The organism is Sulfurimonas sp. (genome assembly GCF_023229025.1).
Taxonomy (GTDB): Bacteria; Campylobacterota; Campylobacteria; order Campylobacterales; family Sulfurimonadaceae; genus Sulfurimonas.
In genome coordinates this window covers 1-16449 of the sequence record NZ_JALOAA010000040.1, presented here as the reverse complement: position 1 = coordinate 16449, position 16449 = coordinate 1, and the positions used below count along the sequence as shown (strand labels likewise).

Here is a 16449-nt window from a genome sequence, read left to right as displayed (position 1 = left end):
CATTTTTATAGTTTGTATTGTTTTTTAGTCCAGGATAGTTTACCTTTTTGACTTTTGGGTGTGATTCTAAAAACTCTGCCAATAAAAGGGCATTTTTCGAGTGTTCTCTCATGCGAAGCGACAACGTCTCCATCCCTTGAATAAATAGCCATGAGTTAAATGGAGATACAACCGCACCTAAATCCCTAAGCAGGGAAAGGCGAGCACGAAGTGTAAACGGAGGAAGCGGTACATCAACATAAACTAGACCATGATAAGAGGGGTCAGGCTCATTGAAGTGTGCGTAGCGAGGATTTAATTTTAATTTTTCAACCAAATCTTTTCTCTCTACTAATATTCCGCCGATAGCAAGACCTTGACCTGTCGTATATTTGCTTGCACTATGAACGGTTATATCTGCACCATGCTCAAAAGGGCGACATAAAGCCGGAGTTGCTACCGTGTTGTCAACCACTGTCAAGATTCCATGCTTATTTGCAATTTTTGTGATAGCTTCTATATCTGCAACATCTATGCTTGGGTTTGTAAGAGACTCAAAAAAGATGACTTTTGTCTTCTCATCAATTAGAGACTCCATAGCAGCGGTATCATGAACATTAAAAAACCTAGCTTCAATGCCAAATCTCTTAAGTGTGTGTGCTGTTTGGGTAAGAGTTCCGCCATAGAGCTGCTTTGCGCAGACAATATTGTCTCCAGCCTCTGCAGCATTTGCAATAGCAAAGAAAACTGCACTCATTCCGCTTGATGTTGCAAGTGCGGCTTCTCCGCCCTCAAGAGAGGCAAATCGCTTTTCAAATACATCAGTAGTAGGATTGTTAAGACGAGTATAGATATATCCAAGCTCTTTTAATGAAAATAGGTTTCCTGCATGCTCGGCATCTCTGAATTCATAAGCCGTTGTTTGATAAATAGGAACAGCCATAGCCCCCTCAGGCCCCTTTTCGTAACCAACATGAAGTGCTTTAGTTTGTAAATCCATATTAAATATCCCCCGTGTAAAAAATAATTATTGCTATTTTATCCAAAATGGTTTAATGTTAGTTTTAAATAAGCATTATTTATATTTTTAGCTCGTTTATCCAGCTCTGCATAACTGCTTGAAGCTCCTCTTTGGGTGCTTCAAGAAAATCTATGATAATTTTGTTTTCAAATTCAGATATACCTATACTTCTAGGTCTAACCGCTAAGATTCTTGTATCGGGAATGGCTTGTCCAAAGCAAAAAATAACATTTTTGGCATCTATCAATCCCTCTATCATCTCTCCGCCGAGATTTTTAGTATGCCCATAGTGATCAAAAACGGATATAAAGACGGCAACCGGGTGGTTACTTATCTTCTGCTTTAAATACTCAACAACCTCGTCTGTAGATGAGACTTTCATCTCCTCTTTTGCAAACTCTAGTGAATAGACCGGGTACTTCTGCATAAAAACTGTTTTGTTCATAGTTTACTCCTTAATACAAATCTCTTCTTTTTTTATGTGTAAGAGTGTCTGGTATATTACTATAAAGAGTATAATTGTTACAACTGTCACCATAAAATATGAAAACAGAAGCATAGTTATTGAATTTTTTTGGCTGTACATAAGCATTGCGCTAATTGCCATAGCCGCTAGTGGAAAAACAAAAGCCCACCAAGATATAAAAAATTTTATTTTTATGAAGCTCTTATACATAAATGTAACTAAAAGTGTGAAAAATACAGCAATATTAAATAGCATAAGAGCAAATATATCAATCACCTCAAACATCCTAAAGTATGCTATAAAACCGACTGCCGGAGGAGCGATTAAAATAAAGAGCGTAGGTATAAATTTAACAGCCATCTGATTATGAAAAATTATTCTATTTAGTATTACTGCAAAAAGGATTATCCAAAAAAACATTCCGACACTAAAGAAGTAAACAAGTAGTTCAAGATTTACAAACCCAACACCGGCAACGGGAATTAGTACATTTCCAACTATAGGTATAAACCATGCCGGATTTGAGTGGTCTAGTTGTTGATTTTCATTTATCCAAAAAGCGACGGTATGCATAGTTAGATAAAAGTGTAGCAGAGTTCCGGGATACCAAAAAACAGCACTTAAAAGTGGATAGTTCTCTTTAAAAATTATTGCTAACATTAGCATAGATATAGATATTGCCGCAAAAAAGTTTATCCGTACGGGGTGAGAAAACTCACTTAATACGGCAGCTTTGTATTTGAAAAATTTATATATGTATATAATTGAGACTAGGATAAAAACAAGAGTAGTAACATACATGAAAACTTCCCCTATTATATGAGGAAAACCAAGCCAAAGAGCTGCTTTTTGGTATGTAATAGTAAGTCCGCTTAGTCCCATAACTACGGCATACATCATAACAGGAAAAAACTTAACTCTATTTTTCTCTTCTATAGTTTCCATTTATGCCTCTGCTATTATTTAGAATTATAATTCTTATAATCTTACTGTATTTATCACAAAAAGTCAACAAGGTGTCAAAAATATTCAATAATTGCCGATATAACTTTAAATAAGCAGAAGGAAAAAGAGTATGAAGATAGAACATTCAGATGTATCATTATTTTCCTCGTATCAAAAAAGTAGTAAAGTTGAGGAGAGTGAGCAGTTGCGTATATGGGGTAGTCAAGAGGATATCGCAAAACAGCAAATTGCTACTGACCGATTTGAACTATCCGATAAGTTTAAAACTGCTGAGAAAAACAGTAATAAAGCAGAGCTACAAGAGAGTGTTTTTGAAGTGCAACTTGACTCTAAGCTGATGTCTATTATCCGTGCTCTTGAAGCATTAATGGGTAGAAAACTCAACATCTCTTTATACTCTCATAAAACTCCCTCAAGTATTGAAGGGGCAACAGAGACCAAAGCAGTAGAGAGACCTGAGGAGATAAATGAACCTCAAGGAGAGGGTTGGGGAATCGATTATAGCTACAGCCGTAGCGAAGTTCGAAGTGAGGAGCTTAAATTTTCTGCACGAGGAAGCATAAGTACAAAAGAGGGTGTAAATATAGATTTTAAAGTAGCATTTAGTATGAGTAGAAGTAGTGCAACACATGAGAGTATCTCTTTTAAAGCCGGAGATGCTTTAATTGATCCGCTAGTACTTAATTTCGGCACTGATGTTATAACCATGAGCGATATAAAACATACATTTGATCTTAACCTTGACGGAAAGGAAAATACCTTCTCCTTTGTCGGAGATGGCAGTGGTTTTTTAGCTTTTGACAAAAATGGTGACGGTAAGATAAATGACGGAAGTGAGCTTTTTGGACCTACGCTTGGAAATGGATTTGACGAACTTGTTGCGTATGATGAAGATAACAATATGTGGATTGATGAGAATGACTCTATTTTTGAAAAACTCTTAATTTGGACAAAAGATGAAAACGGAAAAGAAGAGCTATATACACTAAAAGAAAAAAATGTGGGCGCGCTCTATCTTAACTCTGCGATTGGTAGCTTTGATCTTGAGGATGCTCAAAACAATAAAGTTGCAAAAATTCGTGAGAGTTCAATATTTTTAAAAGAAAATTATCAGGCAGGAATCCTGCAAGAGGTGGATTTAAAAGTATAGACTATTATCTACCGCTCTGCGGTGTCATAGATAACTACCGTTCCTGCTAGAAGGTCATGAAGAGCTCTTTTGTCCTCTCTAAAGGCAACCATAAAGAAGCCTATTAAAAAAATAAGAGTGGAAGCTATATAGCCAAAAGAGCGTGTTATCGCCTGCTTGTTGTCTATATTTTGAAAAGTTTTTGCATCGACGATTTTTATATGTAGAAACTTTTTTCCGGGAGTAGCACCTTGGAATCTTTTCCAAAAAAGCAGTGTTATAAGTAAAACAGAGACCTCAAAAAGAAGCTCCCATTTAAGTGATTTTTGCGGTTGATTTTCAAGTGCCATTTGGGCATTTCCGCTCATTGCATAAGCCATATTTTGCTGAAACTGTGAGAAATCAAACCAGTTGCCATCACTAAGAAAATAGATGAGTACTGCTAAGGGAAGAGCAAGAAAAAGAGTGTCAAAAAATGAAGCAAAAAAACGAACCCAAAAACCCGCATATCTTACTTCACTCATTATCTCTCCGATTCAGTGCTATATATGATAATTTGGAGCCTCTTGCGTAATTATAACATCGTGAACATGACTCTCTTTGAGTCCGGCGCTTGTTATCTCTACAAACTCTGCTTTATTCCAAAAAGTCTCAATACTATCGCTTCCGCAATAGCCCATTGATGAACGAAGTCCACCCATCATCTGATGAACAATCCCGGCGATTGGACCTCTAAATGGGACTCGCCCTTCAATCCCCTCTGGAACAAGTTTATCAGCAGCCGTGCCCTCTTGAAAATATCTGTCAGTTGAACCTGTTTGCATTGCACCGATACTTCCCATACCGCGGTATGATTTATATTGACGACCTTGAAACATTATAGTCTCCCCGGGTGACTCTTCTGTTCCAGCAAGGAGTGATCCTGCCATAACGCATGACGCGCCTACTGCAAGAGCTTTTGCAATGTCGCCTGAGTATTTTATACCACCGTCTGCAATTATTGGAACACCATGTTTACGCGCTGCATCTGCGCACTCTGCGATAGCTGAGACTTGAGGAACTCCAACTCCTGCAATTATACGTGTAGTACAAATTGAGCCAGGACCAATTCCAACCTTTACGCCATCTGCTCCAGCTTCAATAAGCGCTTCGACAGCTTCGGCAGTTGCAATATTACCTGCGATTAGGTCAATTTCCATGCTCTCTTTTATCTTTTTAACGGTGTCTAAAATACCTTTTGAGTGTCCATGTGCAGAGTCTAAGACCAAAACATCAACACCTGAATTTACCAAAGCTTTTGCGCGGTCATACTGCCCTACACCGATAGCCGCACCGACTATTAGTCTGCCAAATGCATCTTTATTTGAGTTTGGATACTCTATGCGTTTTTTAATATCTTTTATAGTGACTAGACCTTTTAAAAAGCCTCCCTCATCAATAATTGGAAGTTTTTCTATCTTGTTTTTGTGCATAATATCTGCAGCATCATCTAACGATATATTCTTGTTTGCAGTGATAAGGGGCATTTTTGTCATAACATCTTTTGCTTTTACTGACATATTTTTTTCAAATCTCATATCACGATTTGTCATAATTCCAAGAAGCTTATTGTGCGCGTCAATAACTGGAAATCCTGATATTTTAAACTCGTCCATAAGAGCATTTGCTTCTGCTAAAGTAGTTTCAGGATGAACATAAATTGGATCTATAATAACGCCGCTTTCACTTTTTTTAACTTTTCTAACCTGTTTACACTGAGTCTCGATATCCATATTTTTATGAATTATTCCGATTCCGCCTAGTCTTGCCATAGCGATGGCTGCTCTATATTCGGTAACAGTATCCATGGCAGCTGAGACCATAGGAATTTTTAGTGAAATATTGCGAGTAAGTTTAGTCTCTAGGGAGACCTCTTTTGGTAGTATTTCAGAGTATTGAGGTACAAGTAGCACATCTTCAAACGTTAGGGCGCGTTTACGAATTTTCATGATAGTCCTTTTAAAAGGTATAAAGTTATTTATGTTTCAATAAAATTCCGCGAATTATAACTTTTTTGTTGTTAAAAAAAAGTAAAGCGGTTTTAATTAACTTTTATTATCAGCTAAACTCTAAAGTACTCTGTAACTAGTTAGTGATTTTTATTAATTGAGCATTAAGCATTAACCTCTTATAATATTTTGATAGCTATTATCAATACTGTCTGCAAAAAGGAGAGAACAAATGTCAAAGATAGGACTTTTTTATGCCAGTTCAACCGGCAATACAGAATCAATAGCAAAGAAAATTAAAGAGAAGATGAGTGGAGTTCAGGTAGATATTATAGATGTTAGCCAATGCAGTAATGATGCAATGGATGAGTATGATTTTATAATTATAGGAGCTTCTACATGGGGTGGAGGCGATTTACAAGATGATTGGGATACCTATTTTCCAAATCTTGAAAAAACAGATTTCTCCACTAAAACAGTAGCTCTTTTTGGTTTAGGAGATCAAGAGGAGTATAACGAAAACTTTTTAGATGCTATGGGAACTATATATGAACAAGTAGTCAAAAATGGTGCCAAAGTCGTTGGTTCATGGCCAACAGACGGTTATGAGTTTGATGAATCAACTGCAATAATCGATGGAGAGTTCGTTGGTTTGGCTCTTGATGAAGATAATCAAGAAGAACTAAGCGATGAGCGCGTAACAAGGTGGATAGAGCAGATTTCCCCATACTTTATAAAATAAGTTTTGTATGTAGAATTAGAGTTGAGAGAAAGGAGGCTTAAATATAAACCTCCTTTATAAATTTATTTTGTTTTTCCTATGGCGCAGGAGATAAAGCTTTTGGCCTTTAGTCCGCCTTTTGTGAAGGCTCCTATATCTTCATCCTCCATTGGGTAACCAAGAGATCTCATTTTTTTACGAAAACTAAGTTCTGCTTCATCATCTTTTATCTCAAGTGTAACAACTCTTGGAACTTGTGTTAAATCAATATCTATTTCACCAAACTCATCTTTTAGTGAATCTTTTATGGTATTTGCGCAACCATCACATTTGATATTTAGCGCTTTGAAACTTTTTTGCATGAAAATACCTTCCTTTAGGCGATATAGCCTATCTCTTTTTCTAGGCTAAGCGCACCGTCAAAAAGTGTCTGCTCATCATAAGCATTAGCGATAAGCTGAAGTCCTATCGGCATACCCTCAGAGCTCTTTGATATCGGAACCGATATGGCAGGAAGCCCCGCAAGATTTACGCTGATGGTGTAGAGGTCACTCAGGTACATCTCCATCGGGTTGGATAGTTCTCCAAACTTATTTGCCGTTGTTGGTGCAACCGGAGATAAAATTAAATCAACATCTTTAAAAATATCTGCATATTGCTCTTTGATAATATGTCTTGTCTTTTGTGCTTTTACATAGTAAGCTTCATAGTACCCGCTAGATAGTACAAAGTTGCCAAGTAAAATACGACGCTTTACTTCATCACCAAAACCTTGGCTTCTTGTTTGGATAAAAGTATCCTCAAGGTTTTTACCAGTTACTCTGTTTCCGTAGCGTATGCCGTCATAACGAGCCAAATTCGTAGTAGCTTCTGCCGTTGCAGTAATATAATAAGCAGAGATGTCAAACTTAGCATCCATTAGTTCGCGCTCAACAATCTCATGCCCTGCATCTTTAAGTGCAGTTATCGCTAACTCATACGCTTTTTTCACATCTTGGCTTGCGTTTTGGATGTGTTTTGGAAGCACAGCGATTTTTAGTTTGCGATTTGGGTTTAGTTTGTCGCATACTTTGTCGTTTTTGTTTGCGCTTGTAGAGTCTTTTTCGTCATGTCCGCTGATGATGTCGTAGAGTATTGCCGCATCTTCTACATTTTGCGTCATCGGTCCTATCTGATCAAGACTTGAAGCGTAAGCTCCAAGACCGTAACGACTTACTCTGCCATAAGTTGGTTTCATTCCGACAATTCCGCAAAAAGAAGCGGGCTGACGGATACTTCCGCCCGTGTCACTTCCAAGAGCGGCTATTGCTAGACCTGCCGCAACTGCCGCCGCACTTCCGCCTGAGCTTCCACCGGGAACGCAATCTTTATTGTGTGGATTTAGAGTTTTGCCGTAAAAGCTTGACTCTGTAGTACTTCCCATGGCAAACTCGTCCATATTTGTTCGTCCAAATGGGCTAAGTCCGGCACCGAGCATCTTCTCTATAACAGTAGCATTATAAGGAGCGATGTAACCTTGAAGTATGTTTGAGGCAGATGTCACAGACCAATTCTCTACTTGAATATTATCTTTAATAGCTATCGGCACGCCTTCGCCGATATTGTGGACATCTATGTATGCGTTAATATCTGCATTTGCTTCTATATTTGTTTTTAGTTCTTCTTTAAATTTTGCCAGTTCGTCTTTGCTTAGTTTCAGTGCTTCTTTTAATGTAATCACTACTTTTCCTATCTTTGTAAATTATTGGGTGTATTATAGCAAAATGCATCTGTTTTTTCTTTAGCGGGGTTTTAGAAGCTTAATGTCTGAGTTAAAAATAGAGGTGATATAACTTAAGCTTAGTTAAGAATAGGAGCTGCTACATATGTTACAATGGGCATTATACATATTATAAATAAAAAAGCAGACCCGTTTAAAGGAATTTTATATGAAACGTATCGTTATTAAAGTTGGTAGTAGTGTTTTAATTGATGATGGTAATATTGCAAATGAGAGGATGTTAAACCTTGTCTCTCTTATTGTAGATTTGCGAAAAAAGCATGAAGTTATTTTAGTCACATCTGGGGCTGTAGCAGCCGGATATACTGCAGTACAACTCAATAAATATGTCCCGACAAGTAAAAAAGTGTTGGCTTCACTAGGACAGCCTATTCTTATGAGTTCATATAAGAATCTTTTTGATATTTTTGATATTACAATCTCTCAGATTCTTATGACAGAAGATGATTTTAACTCAAGACCCCATACAGAAATTTTTCAAGAGATTATAGAGAGAATATTTAAAAATGATATATTGGCTATTGTCAACGAAAATGACATCTCGACGACACCAGAGCAGCTTTTTGGGGATAATGACCAACTCTCAGCTCATGTTACCCACTATGCAGGAGCAGATATGCTTGTGATACTAAGTGATATTGATGGTTATTATGATTCAAACCCAAAAGATAATCCAAAAGCGAAATTACGAAAGCAAGTAAACGAGTTAACCCAAGAGGAGTTAGACCAAGAGTTCACACCAAATTCTAAATTTGCATCAGGCGGCATAGTAACAAAGCTAAAGGCGGCTCAATATATAATGGAAAACAATCTAGAAATGTTTTTATGTAATGGCTTTGACCTAACTTCAGTGAGAAGTTATCTACTCGATAATGTTCATGAAAAAGGTACGCTCTTTACAAGTAAAAAGTAAAAGTGACTGCTTGAGCGAAAAGTTTTTTATAAAAAAATTTTAGTTTCAAGGTTGTATATAGATTCTCTCTTGTGGCATAACGACCAAGTTCACCGGTGACTACAAAGCGCAGCGGGAGTGGTCGTCTGGCACAGTGCCTTGTTGGACGCCAATCGATAGAAAAGCATCACGGAATAATAGAGCCTTTTCTGTGCAAAAGCTGAGTTCTATCACACCCTCCCAACCTTCTCGAAAGATAGAGGACTCAAAGGAGATAGACAGCTTTTTCTCCTCGGGTACATCGACGTATAGTTTAGGCACCTTTGGGTCTTTGACAGAGATGTTGATTTGACGTTTCGAGTATGTGTAGCAGATAACCCTCTCCTTTGTTACTACAAGGCAACCGGAAAAACCCTCTGAACGATTACGATATCGCTTCCTTGGACCATTAACATATTTTGTTATAAACCACCCGCTCATGCCTTCATCAATAACGACTATACCCTCTTGCTGAAGAACTGGGAGCAGCTGCTTGGGAACAGCACCTAGCCCAAACAAACGGTATAAAAACCCTTTTTTTACCTGTTTCCTTTCTACGTCTAACTATTTATTAAATAAAAGTTTATTTAAATTATAAAAACATGACAAAATCAAATATTATAGCGGCCACACAACAAGTAGCATTGGAATGCTGATAACAACTATGAGAATCTCTAGCGGCAGTCCAAGTCTCCAGTAGTCACCAAATCTGAAGCCGCCTGGGCCTAGTATCAGCGTATTGTTCTGATGACCGACAGGGGTTAGAAATGCACAAGAGGCACCAATCGCCACTGCCATTAAAAAAGAGTCGGCACTAACATTAAGTGCTGATGCTGTACCTATTGAAATCGGGCACATTACTGCTGCGGTGGCAACATTGTTCATTAGGTCGGAGAGAAACATTGTAATAACTAGGATCAGTGCCAGACCAATCACGGCGTTTCCGTAGGCGACTTTTTCAATAATTAAGCGTGCAATCAAATCGGCGGTGCCGGTAGATTCCATTGCGCCAGCGACAGGGATAAGCGTTGAGAGCAACACAATTACCGGCCAATCTATAGACTCATATACATCACGTAGCGGCACTGTCCGAAATGCCATCGACGCAAGTACGCCTATTGCAAATGATATTGACGCCGGCAATAGGCCAAGGGCTGCAACAGCAACAGTCAGTGCCATGATAATGCCTGCTTTTAAGGCTTTACTCTTGTCTGGGATACGTAAATCACGCTCGGCAAGCGGTACACAGCTATAGTCGGCGGCAAATTCCGAGACCGCCTCAGGTGAGCCCTGCATTAGTAGCAAATCACCGGCTTCAAGACGGGCTGTGCGCAGGCGTCTGATAGAGAGTTGCCCACGACGCGAGAGAGCAAGCAGATTCAGATTGTAACGTGTTCGTAACTGAATATTACTTGCAGATCGCCCGGTCAGAGGAGAGCCTGGCAGAACGGCGAGCTCTCTTAGTACGATTTCGTCTGAGATTGTGTTATTTTCCTTCTCCTCTTCCTCGGTGTTTGCCGCATTTTTATCATTGTCACTATTTTCTATCTTATCTTTCTCTTTGGGTTGTACGGCTTCCTCCAGCTTAAGGCCTAACGCTGAGAGGGTCTCGGCAAGGGTCTCGGCATCTGCCTCAAGTATTAGAATGTCTCCTGAGAGCAATTTACGCCATTGGTCCGGTGCTGAAAGGCGAACATCGTTACGAATCATCCCGATGACTTGTGTATCACTCTCATCAAGCGCTCTTTCGACTTCACGCAAGGTCATGCCTACGGCTTTGCTCTCTTCTAGCACCCGTGCCTCAGTGATATATGCGCCTGATTTAAACCCCTCGACTCCGGCTTGCTTGCGCGCCGGAATAAGGCGTGGACCCAGTAAGAGGATGAAGGCTAATCCAGCCACGGCGACGGGCAGTCCAACTTGTGTGAAGTCAAACATAGAGAAACTCTCAGAGCCGGTCTGGGCACGAAAACCCGCGACAATCATATTTGGTGGAGTACCAATCATCGTTGTCATGCCACCAAGGATGGTACCAAAAGCTAGCGGCATTAGTGTTTGACCGGGAGTTAGGTTCAATCGCTTTGCCATCTGTATGGCTACGGGCATCAACAATGCCATCGCCCCGATGTTGTTCATGAAGCCTGAGAGCACCGCTCCTAGTCCTATCAGCGCAGCCATGCTAAGCGTGACGCCTGCTTGCACTGGCATCACGGTGCGTGTCAGAGCATCAACTACGCCAGAAATCTGCAGACCGCGACTGAGAACCAATACACAAGCAACAGTAATAACAGCCGGATGACCAAATCCAGCGAAGGCTTCAAGCGGTGGTACTAGCCCAACAAGCACGCACGCCAATAGCGCAGTGGCACCCACCATGTCATGGCGCCAACGCCCCCATAGGAACTTGCCCACCGTAAAGGTAAGAATTGTCAATATCAATATCTGGTCAGTAGTCATATGTTTAGTCCGTGTCCCCGCTGCCCGCTACTTACGCAAGCGGACAACTATTCATATAGTAAATACTGTAGCACATATAGGCTGAATAAAAACATCTATCTTATCAAAAAATTGTGTATTTTATTATCAAATCAAATTCATGTTGCACAATTTTAACAATTTACTTTCATAAATAGGTGTATTTAAATTTTCAGATGATATTGTGGGTGGGTAACGGTCGAAGATAGCCAATAAATTGCCGCTAGGTAATTTATTGGCTACTCTGTTTTGTTGTATGAATTATGATTCTTCCAAAAGATTTTCAAGTTCACACCTAAATTTATATTGACCTTCAAGCAAAGTTTCGTTTTTTAAATAATCAAAAAAAGTTGAATACCCATTCGGACTTAAAAAATGAAAAATGTATTTCTGTTTTATTTTTTGGCCTTCCAGCTTTTGATTAAGTTTTTCGAAATGCTCCTTCGCATATTTATATTTTGCCTTATTTTCATTAGAATCATCTTTATCAGATTTAATTTCCACTATAATCAAATATTCAAGATTATCTTTTTTTGTTTTAATAATGAAGTCAGGATTAAAGTTACCTATTTTTTGATGATTACCTTTTCTCCATGAATACTCAATACTATAAAACCCTCTATCTCTTGATTTTATCCAGCTTTCAATTTTTTCAGTAATTTCTTTTTTACATAAATATTCGACAAAATCTCTTTCAGGTTTTGCATTTGTAAAAACAAGGTTTACAGGAGTTTTAAATAGAAATTCATTTTGTTCTTTAATTGCTTTTCTTGGTAAACTATCATCCTCTAGTATTTGATCAAAGATTATTTGCTGATCTTCATTTATAATTTCGTTCTTCCAGTTGTTTGTAAAAAAGACAGAGTAGTCTCTTCTGAAATTTCCAATTGCAGAACTTTCATTTACCAAGTCTTTTGTTGAAACAATAATTAAATCATTCATTTTCTTTTCAATCACAACAGTTTTTGAAGCTTTTCTCAATAGTGTTCCAAATGACTGAAAGATTTTTGTTCTATTCTTTAGAATTAAACCATCCTCTTTTTTGATGCCAACTTTTTCCATTGATTTTAAAATCATATCTTCAATGATTTCTCTTTTTGGTAGATTGTCTTTTGAGTATTTTTCTACATCAATATTTAAGATCTTACCCTCATCAAACCTAACAGATAGTTCATCATAAATTTTATCTACAATTTGATCTATGGAATATGTTTCATACTGAATAGTGTATTCTTTCTTACGAGTTTTAAAATCAGATACATCTTCAAATTCTGTATCTTTTTTTACAACTGTTGATTGTGATTCAAGAGGTATTCCATTTTTCATTAAAGAGTTGAAAGTCATTTCATCTTTTGGTATATGAGGAATTTCTGTTTGAATTTTCTCATAATCAATATTGTAGACTTCAAAATTATATTTTGATCTCTCTCCTTCTTTCAATACTTGTGAGTTTATTCTGGTTTCTATCTCTAAAACTTCATCTACAAGTCCTTTGATATTCTTGCTCCAAGAATCGTGATTGAATACGATAACTTTTGGTTGTGGATTTTGATAAAGTTCTGGAACTCTTAAACCTCTTCCTAGAACCTGAGCTATTAAAAGTTTCGAATTGAAAGCTTTGTCTTCCCAAGGTACAATTTGAAAAACATTTTTTACATCCCATCCCTCTGTAAGCATTGAAACAGAAATTATCCATTGTATTGGATCATCTTTTTCATCTACTGATTTTAACTTTTGTAAATTAGCTTTATGATCTTTATCAGAGGTAACTATTAAGACTTGTTCTTCAACCTTTTCTTTTGGTATTTTCTCTTGTTTTTCTAAAAAGTCTATTAAATCGTATCTTAAATTTTTTGCTTTATTTATATCTTTTGTAATCAAAATTGATAATGGCTTTACCTTGTCGTATTTTCTTACATTATCTTGATGATTCTGATATATTTTTTGAAATTTTTCATCTATTCCAGAGCTATCATCTTTTTGAACATATTCAATATTTTTAACAATTTTTTCTTCAATAGCCTCTCTTAAAGAATATCTATAAATAATATCATTGAAATATTCATTGTCATGATATGCTGTTCCTGTAAATCCTAAAATATATTTAAAATTGTATTCGCCATCTAATAAGAATTCTTTCCATCTTTTTAAGCCTTTTGCCTCTGCTGAATTACCAGAAATTTTATTAAAAATATGATGAGACTCATCATTCAAAACTAAGGTTCTTTCACCTTGACCTCTAAAACTATCTTCTATTGATGAACCAGTTGTGGAATATACTGCATGAATATTTTCTACACATATATCTCCACTTCTTACTGTTATGTTGGCATCAACAATTCTTGGATTTTTGTATTGTGCATCTGATGGAATTGTATTTCTAAGCTCAGCACTTCCACTTAAGCTTTCAAATTTCTCAGTAAGACCAGATTCTATTGTTAAAGATGGACACAGAACTAAAACTTTATCAACAAGTCCAAGTCCAAACATAATTTGAGCTATGCCATATATAATATAGGATTTACCAGCACCCGTAGCTAAATCAATATTTGCAAAAAGTTTGTTTGGTAATTGTAGATGCTGTTTATAATCTTGTAAAGAATTATATTTTGCTTGAAGCTCTGTATTGTTTTGATAGTTTTCTTCAACTAAGTCTTCAATCTTTTCATATCTGCCACTTGCTAAGTAAATAACAGAGTTCCTGATTGATTCTTTTTGATATTCTCTATCTCCACAAAGCTTATCTAAAAATAGATCCCAAGAATCTAAATCCAATTTTATGGGATCAAAATTTTGATTGACTTTTAATACTAAATCTTTTTGTTTATATATTTTAATATCTTGCATTATCTTATCCTGTTAAATTGTAAATGTTTGAGTAAAGTCATTACCAAAGATGTCTGTAAACACTACCATTACTTGTTTACCAATCTCTTTGCTTTTTAAAGGAATTTCAATACCAGTTTTTGTTAGATCTTTTAAATATTCTATTAAAGCTTCTTCTTGTTTAGGTTTTTTAGGGAGTAGGTCGTCAGCAAATAATGATTCATCCATCTCAAAAGATTTTCCATTGTAATTTTTATCAATAAACACAGCAGATAAGGTTTCAAAATTATCAAAAGATTTTTCTTCTTTTGTCCTATCTGACCGCAATTCTGCTGTTTTAAAACTTGTAATAACAATTTTTACTTGACTTTCATTTCTTTGTATTTCTGCTTTAACTTCTGGAGGTCTTTTAAAATGAAAGCCGACAACTTCTTCAATATTATTAACTCTCGACTTGCTTTGAGGTTGTCTCATTTTTACAAAAGGTTTTTTGTGAAGCTCATTGATGATGTGATATGGAATTTTCAAGAAATAATATCTTACATCATCTATTTCCATAAAATCATCTACAAAATCTATAAAGTTAATAGGTGCTACAATATATACCCTTGAACCCACTTTTTTACCAATGTGTTTATGTATGTTATTTAGGTAGTTTTCATCCACAGAGGAGTCTTTATGCTTCTTGTAATCAAAAATTATGACAGGTGCATCATTTTTTTTTCCTTCAAGTTCAAAACCAGAAATTTTATATTTTTTTGCTTCTATTTTAAAAAGTCCTGATACAAAATCTACATATTGTTTTCTCTCTAGCTCAAAAGTTTTCTCTAAATCGTAACTTCCAAGACTTGCTGTGATAAAGCTTTTTGCTTTTGCACCATACTTCTTTTTTGGATTACCTAAGCTTTTTGAGTTTTGAATTTGTAAAATTCTTTTTTGCATTGTAAAATATGATAATTTTCCAAGATCACAAGTGATCCATTTTCTATTAAGTTTTTCAGCTACTGCTATGGTCGTTCCAGAGCCACCAAAAAAATCTAAAACTATATCATTCTCTTTTGTGTATGCCTTTACAAATCTTTCAATTAAAGGTTCTGGTTTTTGTGTTGGATATCCTGTTCTATCTGTTGACATAGAGTTTTCATAAGGAATTTCCCAAACATCATTTGGAATCATTCCCTCTTCAGGATAGTATGTCCTCCATTTTCCTGCATCATATCTCTTTCGACACTGGTTACCTTTATCATCGGTATCTTTAAAGTGACTTTTTATATATTCTTCGGAATAAGGAACTTTTGCTTCATTGATGTTAAAAAATGAATTATCACTTTTTGCATAAACTAAAATATTATCATGTTTCTTTGCAAATTTATCTTTTGGTCTTCCTAGTGTTGAATAATGCCAAATAATTTCATTTTGAAATCTATTTTTTAGAAAAATTTCATCTAACAAAATTTTAATATAATGATTCATTTTTTGATCTAAATGTACACATATTAATCCATCTGGTGCTAAAATCTCTTTTGCCATAATAAGTCTTTTTCTTAAAAACTCTACAAACTCTGCACCTTTTTTCTTATCTGTATAAGCTTTTGCTCCTTCTTTATTTTGAAAATCATCAGTCGTTGCAAACGGTGGATCTATATAAATGAGTTTTACTTTCCCTTTAACCTTATCTTTTATTAAAGGATCTTTATTTTCATAAATTGTTTTTAAAAATTGTAGATTATCTCCAAAGGTAATCATGTTTCTCCAGCCGTCATCAAAAGCTTTATACTCACTACCATTAAAAACTTTTTCAATTTGCAGGGGAACAGGAAGAACTCCATCTTCGTTTGCAAGAAGATCTTCTTTTCTTATTTTTCCAGCATAAGCAAGCTCATATTCTTTTTGTGTTGTTGGAAAAAGTTGATACTTAAATTCTTCTGGTATTTCTTTGCCATCTTGAAGAAGTTTTATTATGTAGTCTTTTTGTTCTTTAGTAATCATTATTTTTTCCATTTATTATTTTATTAATATGAGATTTTATCTAAATATAGGTTTAATGTTGATTCTGTTCATACAACGGGGGCGCGGGTGAGTAACTGCCGTTGGAAAACCTTTAGGTTTTGCAATGGTTGCTTGCTCCTCCCGCTTGTTATCTGGCGCTGTGCGACAGATGACTAGC

At 36.3% G+C, this 16449-nt stretch carries 13 protein-coding genes; 3 read left to right on the top strand and 10 right to left on the bottom strand.

What is annotated here, in order from left to right:
- The 3 genes from M0Q20_RS09245 to M0Q20_RS09235 form a co-directional block, all read right to left on the bottom strand.
- Nucleotides 1–979 (bottom strand): aminotransferase class I/II-fold pyridoxal phosphate-dependent enzyme (locus M0Q20_RS09245; protein WP_295060945.1); only part of this gene is annotated, 979 nt, incomplete at its 3' end.
- A 79-nt stretch (nt 980–1058) separates the two neighbouring features.
- A complete protein-coding gene (locus tag M0Q20_RS09240) occupies nt 1059–1445 on the bottom strand; it encodes a DUF6858 family protein (protein WP_295060942.1) in 387 nt (128 codons plus the stop codon).
- Between the two features lie 3 nt (nt 1446–1448).
- A complete protein-coding gene (locus tag M0Q20_RS09235; RefSeq protein WP_295060939.1) occupies nt 1449–2411 on the bottom strand; it encodes an SLAC1 anion channel family protein in 963 nt (320 codons plus the stop codon).
- Nucleotides 2412–2541: 130 nt separating this feature from the next.
- Between M0Q20_RS09235 and M0Q20_RS09230 the strand changes: the two genes are divergently transcribed.
- A complete protein-coding gene (locus M0Q20_RS09230) occupies nt 2542–3582 on the top strand; it encodes a hypothetical protein (RefSeq protein ID WP_295060936.1) in 1041 nt (346 codons plus the stop codon).
- 8 nt (nt 3583–3590) lie between these two features.
- Here M0Q20_RS09230 and M0Q20_RS09225 read toward each other — a convergent pair whose 3' ends face one another.
- Nucleotides 3591–4085, bottom strand: coding sequence for an RDD family protein (locus M0Q20_RS09225; protein WP_295060933.1), 495 nt, complete (start codon nt 4083–4085; stop codon nt 3591–3593).
- Nucleotides 4086–4103: 18 nt separating this feature from the next.
- A complete protein-coding gene (guaB, locus tag M0Q20_RS09220) occupies nt 4104–5549 on the bottom strand; it encodes an IMP dehydrogenase (protein WP_295060930.1) in 1446 nt (481 codons plus the stop codon).
- Between the two features lie 232 nt (nt 5550–5781).
- Between guaB and M0Q20_RS09215 the strand changes: the two genes are divergently transcribed.
- Nucleotides 5782–6291: a flavodoxin gene (locus tag M0Q20_RS09215; protein ID WP_295060927.1), complete on the top strand. Its 510-nt coding sequence runs from the start codon at nt 5782–5784 to the stop codon at nt 6289–6291.
- Between the two features lie 62 nt (nt 6292–6353).
- Here M0Q20_RS09215 and M0Q20_RS09210 read toward each other — a convergent pair whose 3' ends face one another.
- The gene (locus M0Q20_RS09210; RefSeq protein ID WP_295060924.1) at nt 6354–6632 is read right to left on the bottom strand and encodes a heavy metal transporter; all 279 of its coding nucleotides are present in this window, start codon (nt 6630–6632) and stop codon (nt 6354–6356) included.
- Between the two features lie 14 nt (nt 6633–6646).
- Entirely contained in the window at nt 6647–7990 is a 1344-nt protein-coding gene (gene gatA / locus M0Q20_RS09205) for an Asp-tRNA(Asn)/Glu-tRNA(Gln) amidotransferase subunit GatA (protein WP_295060922.1), read from the bottom strand.
- A 208-nt stretch (nt 7991–8198) separates the two neighbouring features.
- Between gatA and proB the strand changes: the two genes are divergently transcribed.
- Complete coding sequence (proB, locus tag M0Q20_RS09200; RefSeq protein WP_295060919.1) at nt 8199–8963, top strand: glutamate 5-kinase; 765 nt, start codon at nt 8199–8201, stop codon at nt 8961–8963.
- 636 nt (nt 8964–9599) lie between these two features.
- Here proB and M0Q20_RS09195 read toward each other — a convergent pair.
- The 3 genes from M0Q20_RS09195 to M0Q20_RS09185 all read right to left on the bottom strand — a co-directional run bounded on the left by M0Q20_RS09195 (nt 9600) and on the right by M0Q20_RS09185 (nt 16271).
- Complete coding sequence (locus M0Q20_RS09195; protein WP_295060916.1) at nt 9600–11438, bottom strand: SLC13 family permease; 1839 nt, start codon at nt 11436–11438, stop codon at nt 9600–9602.
- 279 nt (nt 11439–11717) lie between these two features.
- Nucleotides 11718–14303 carry a DEAD/DEAH box helicase family protein gene (locus M0Q20_RS09190; RefSeq protein WP_295060913.1) on the bottom strand — a complete coding sequence of 862 codons (2586 nt, stop codon included), beginning with the start codon at nt 14301–14303 and terminating at the stop codon, nt 11718–11720.
- Between the two features lie 12 nt (nt 14304–14315).
- Nucleotides 14316–16271 (bottom strand): site-specific DNA-methyltransferase, encoded by a 1956-nt coding sequence (locus M0Q20_RS09185; protein ID WP_295060910.1) that lies wholly within the window; start codon nt 16269–16271, stop codon nt 14316–14318.
- Nucleotides 16272–16449: the final 178 nt, after the last annotated feature.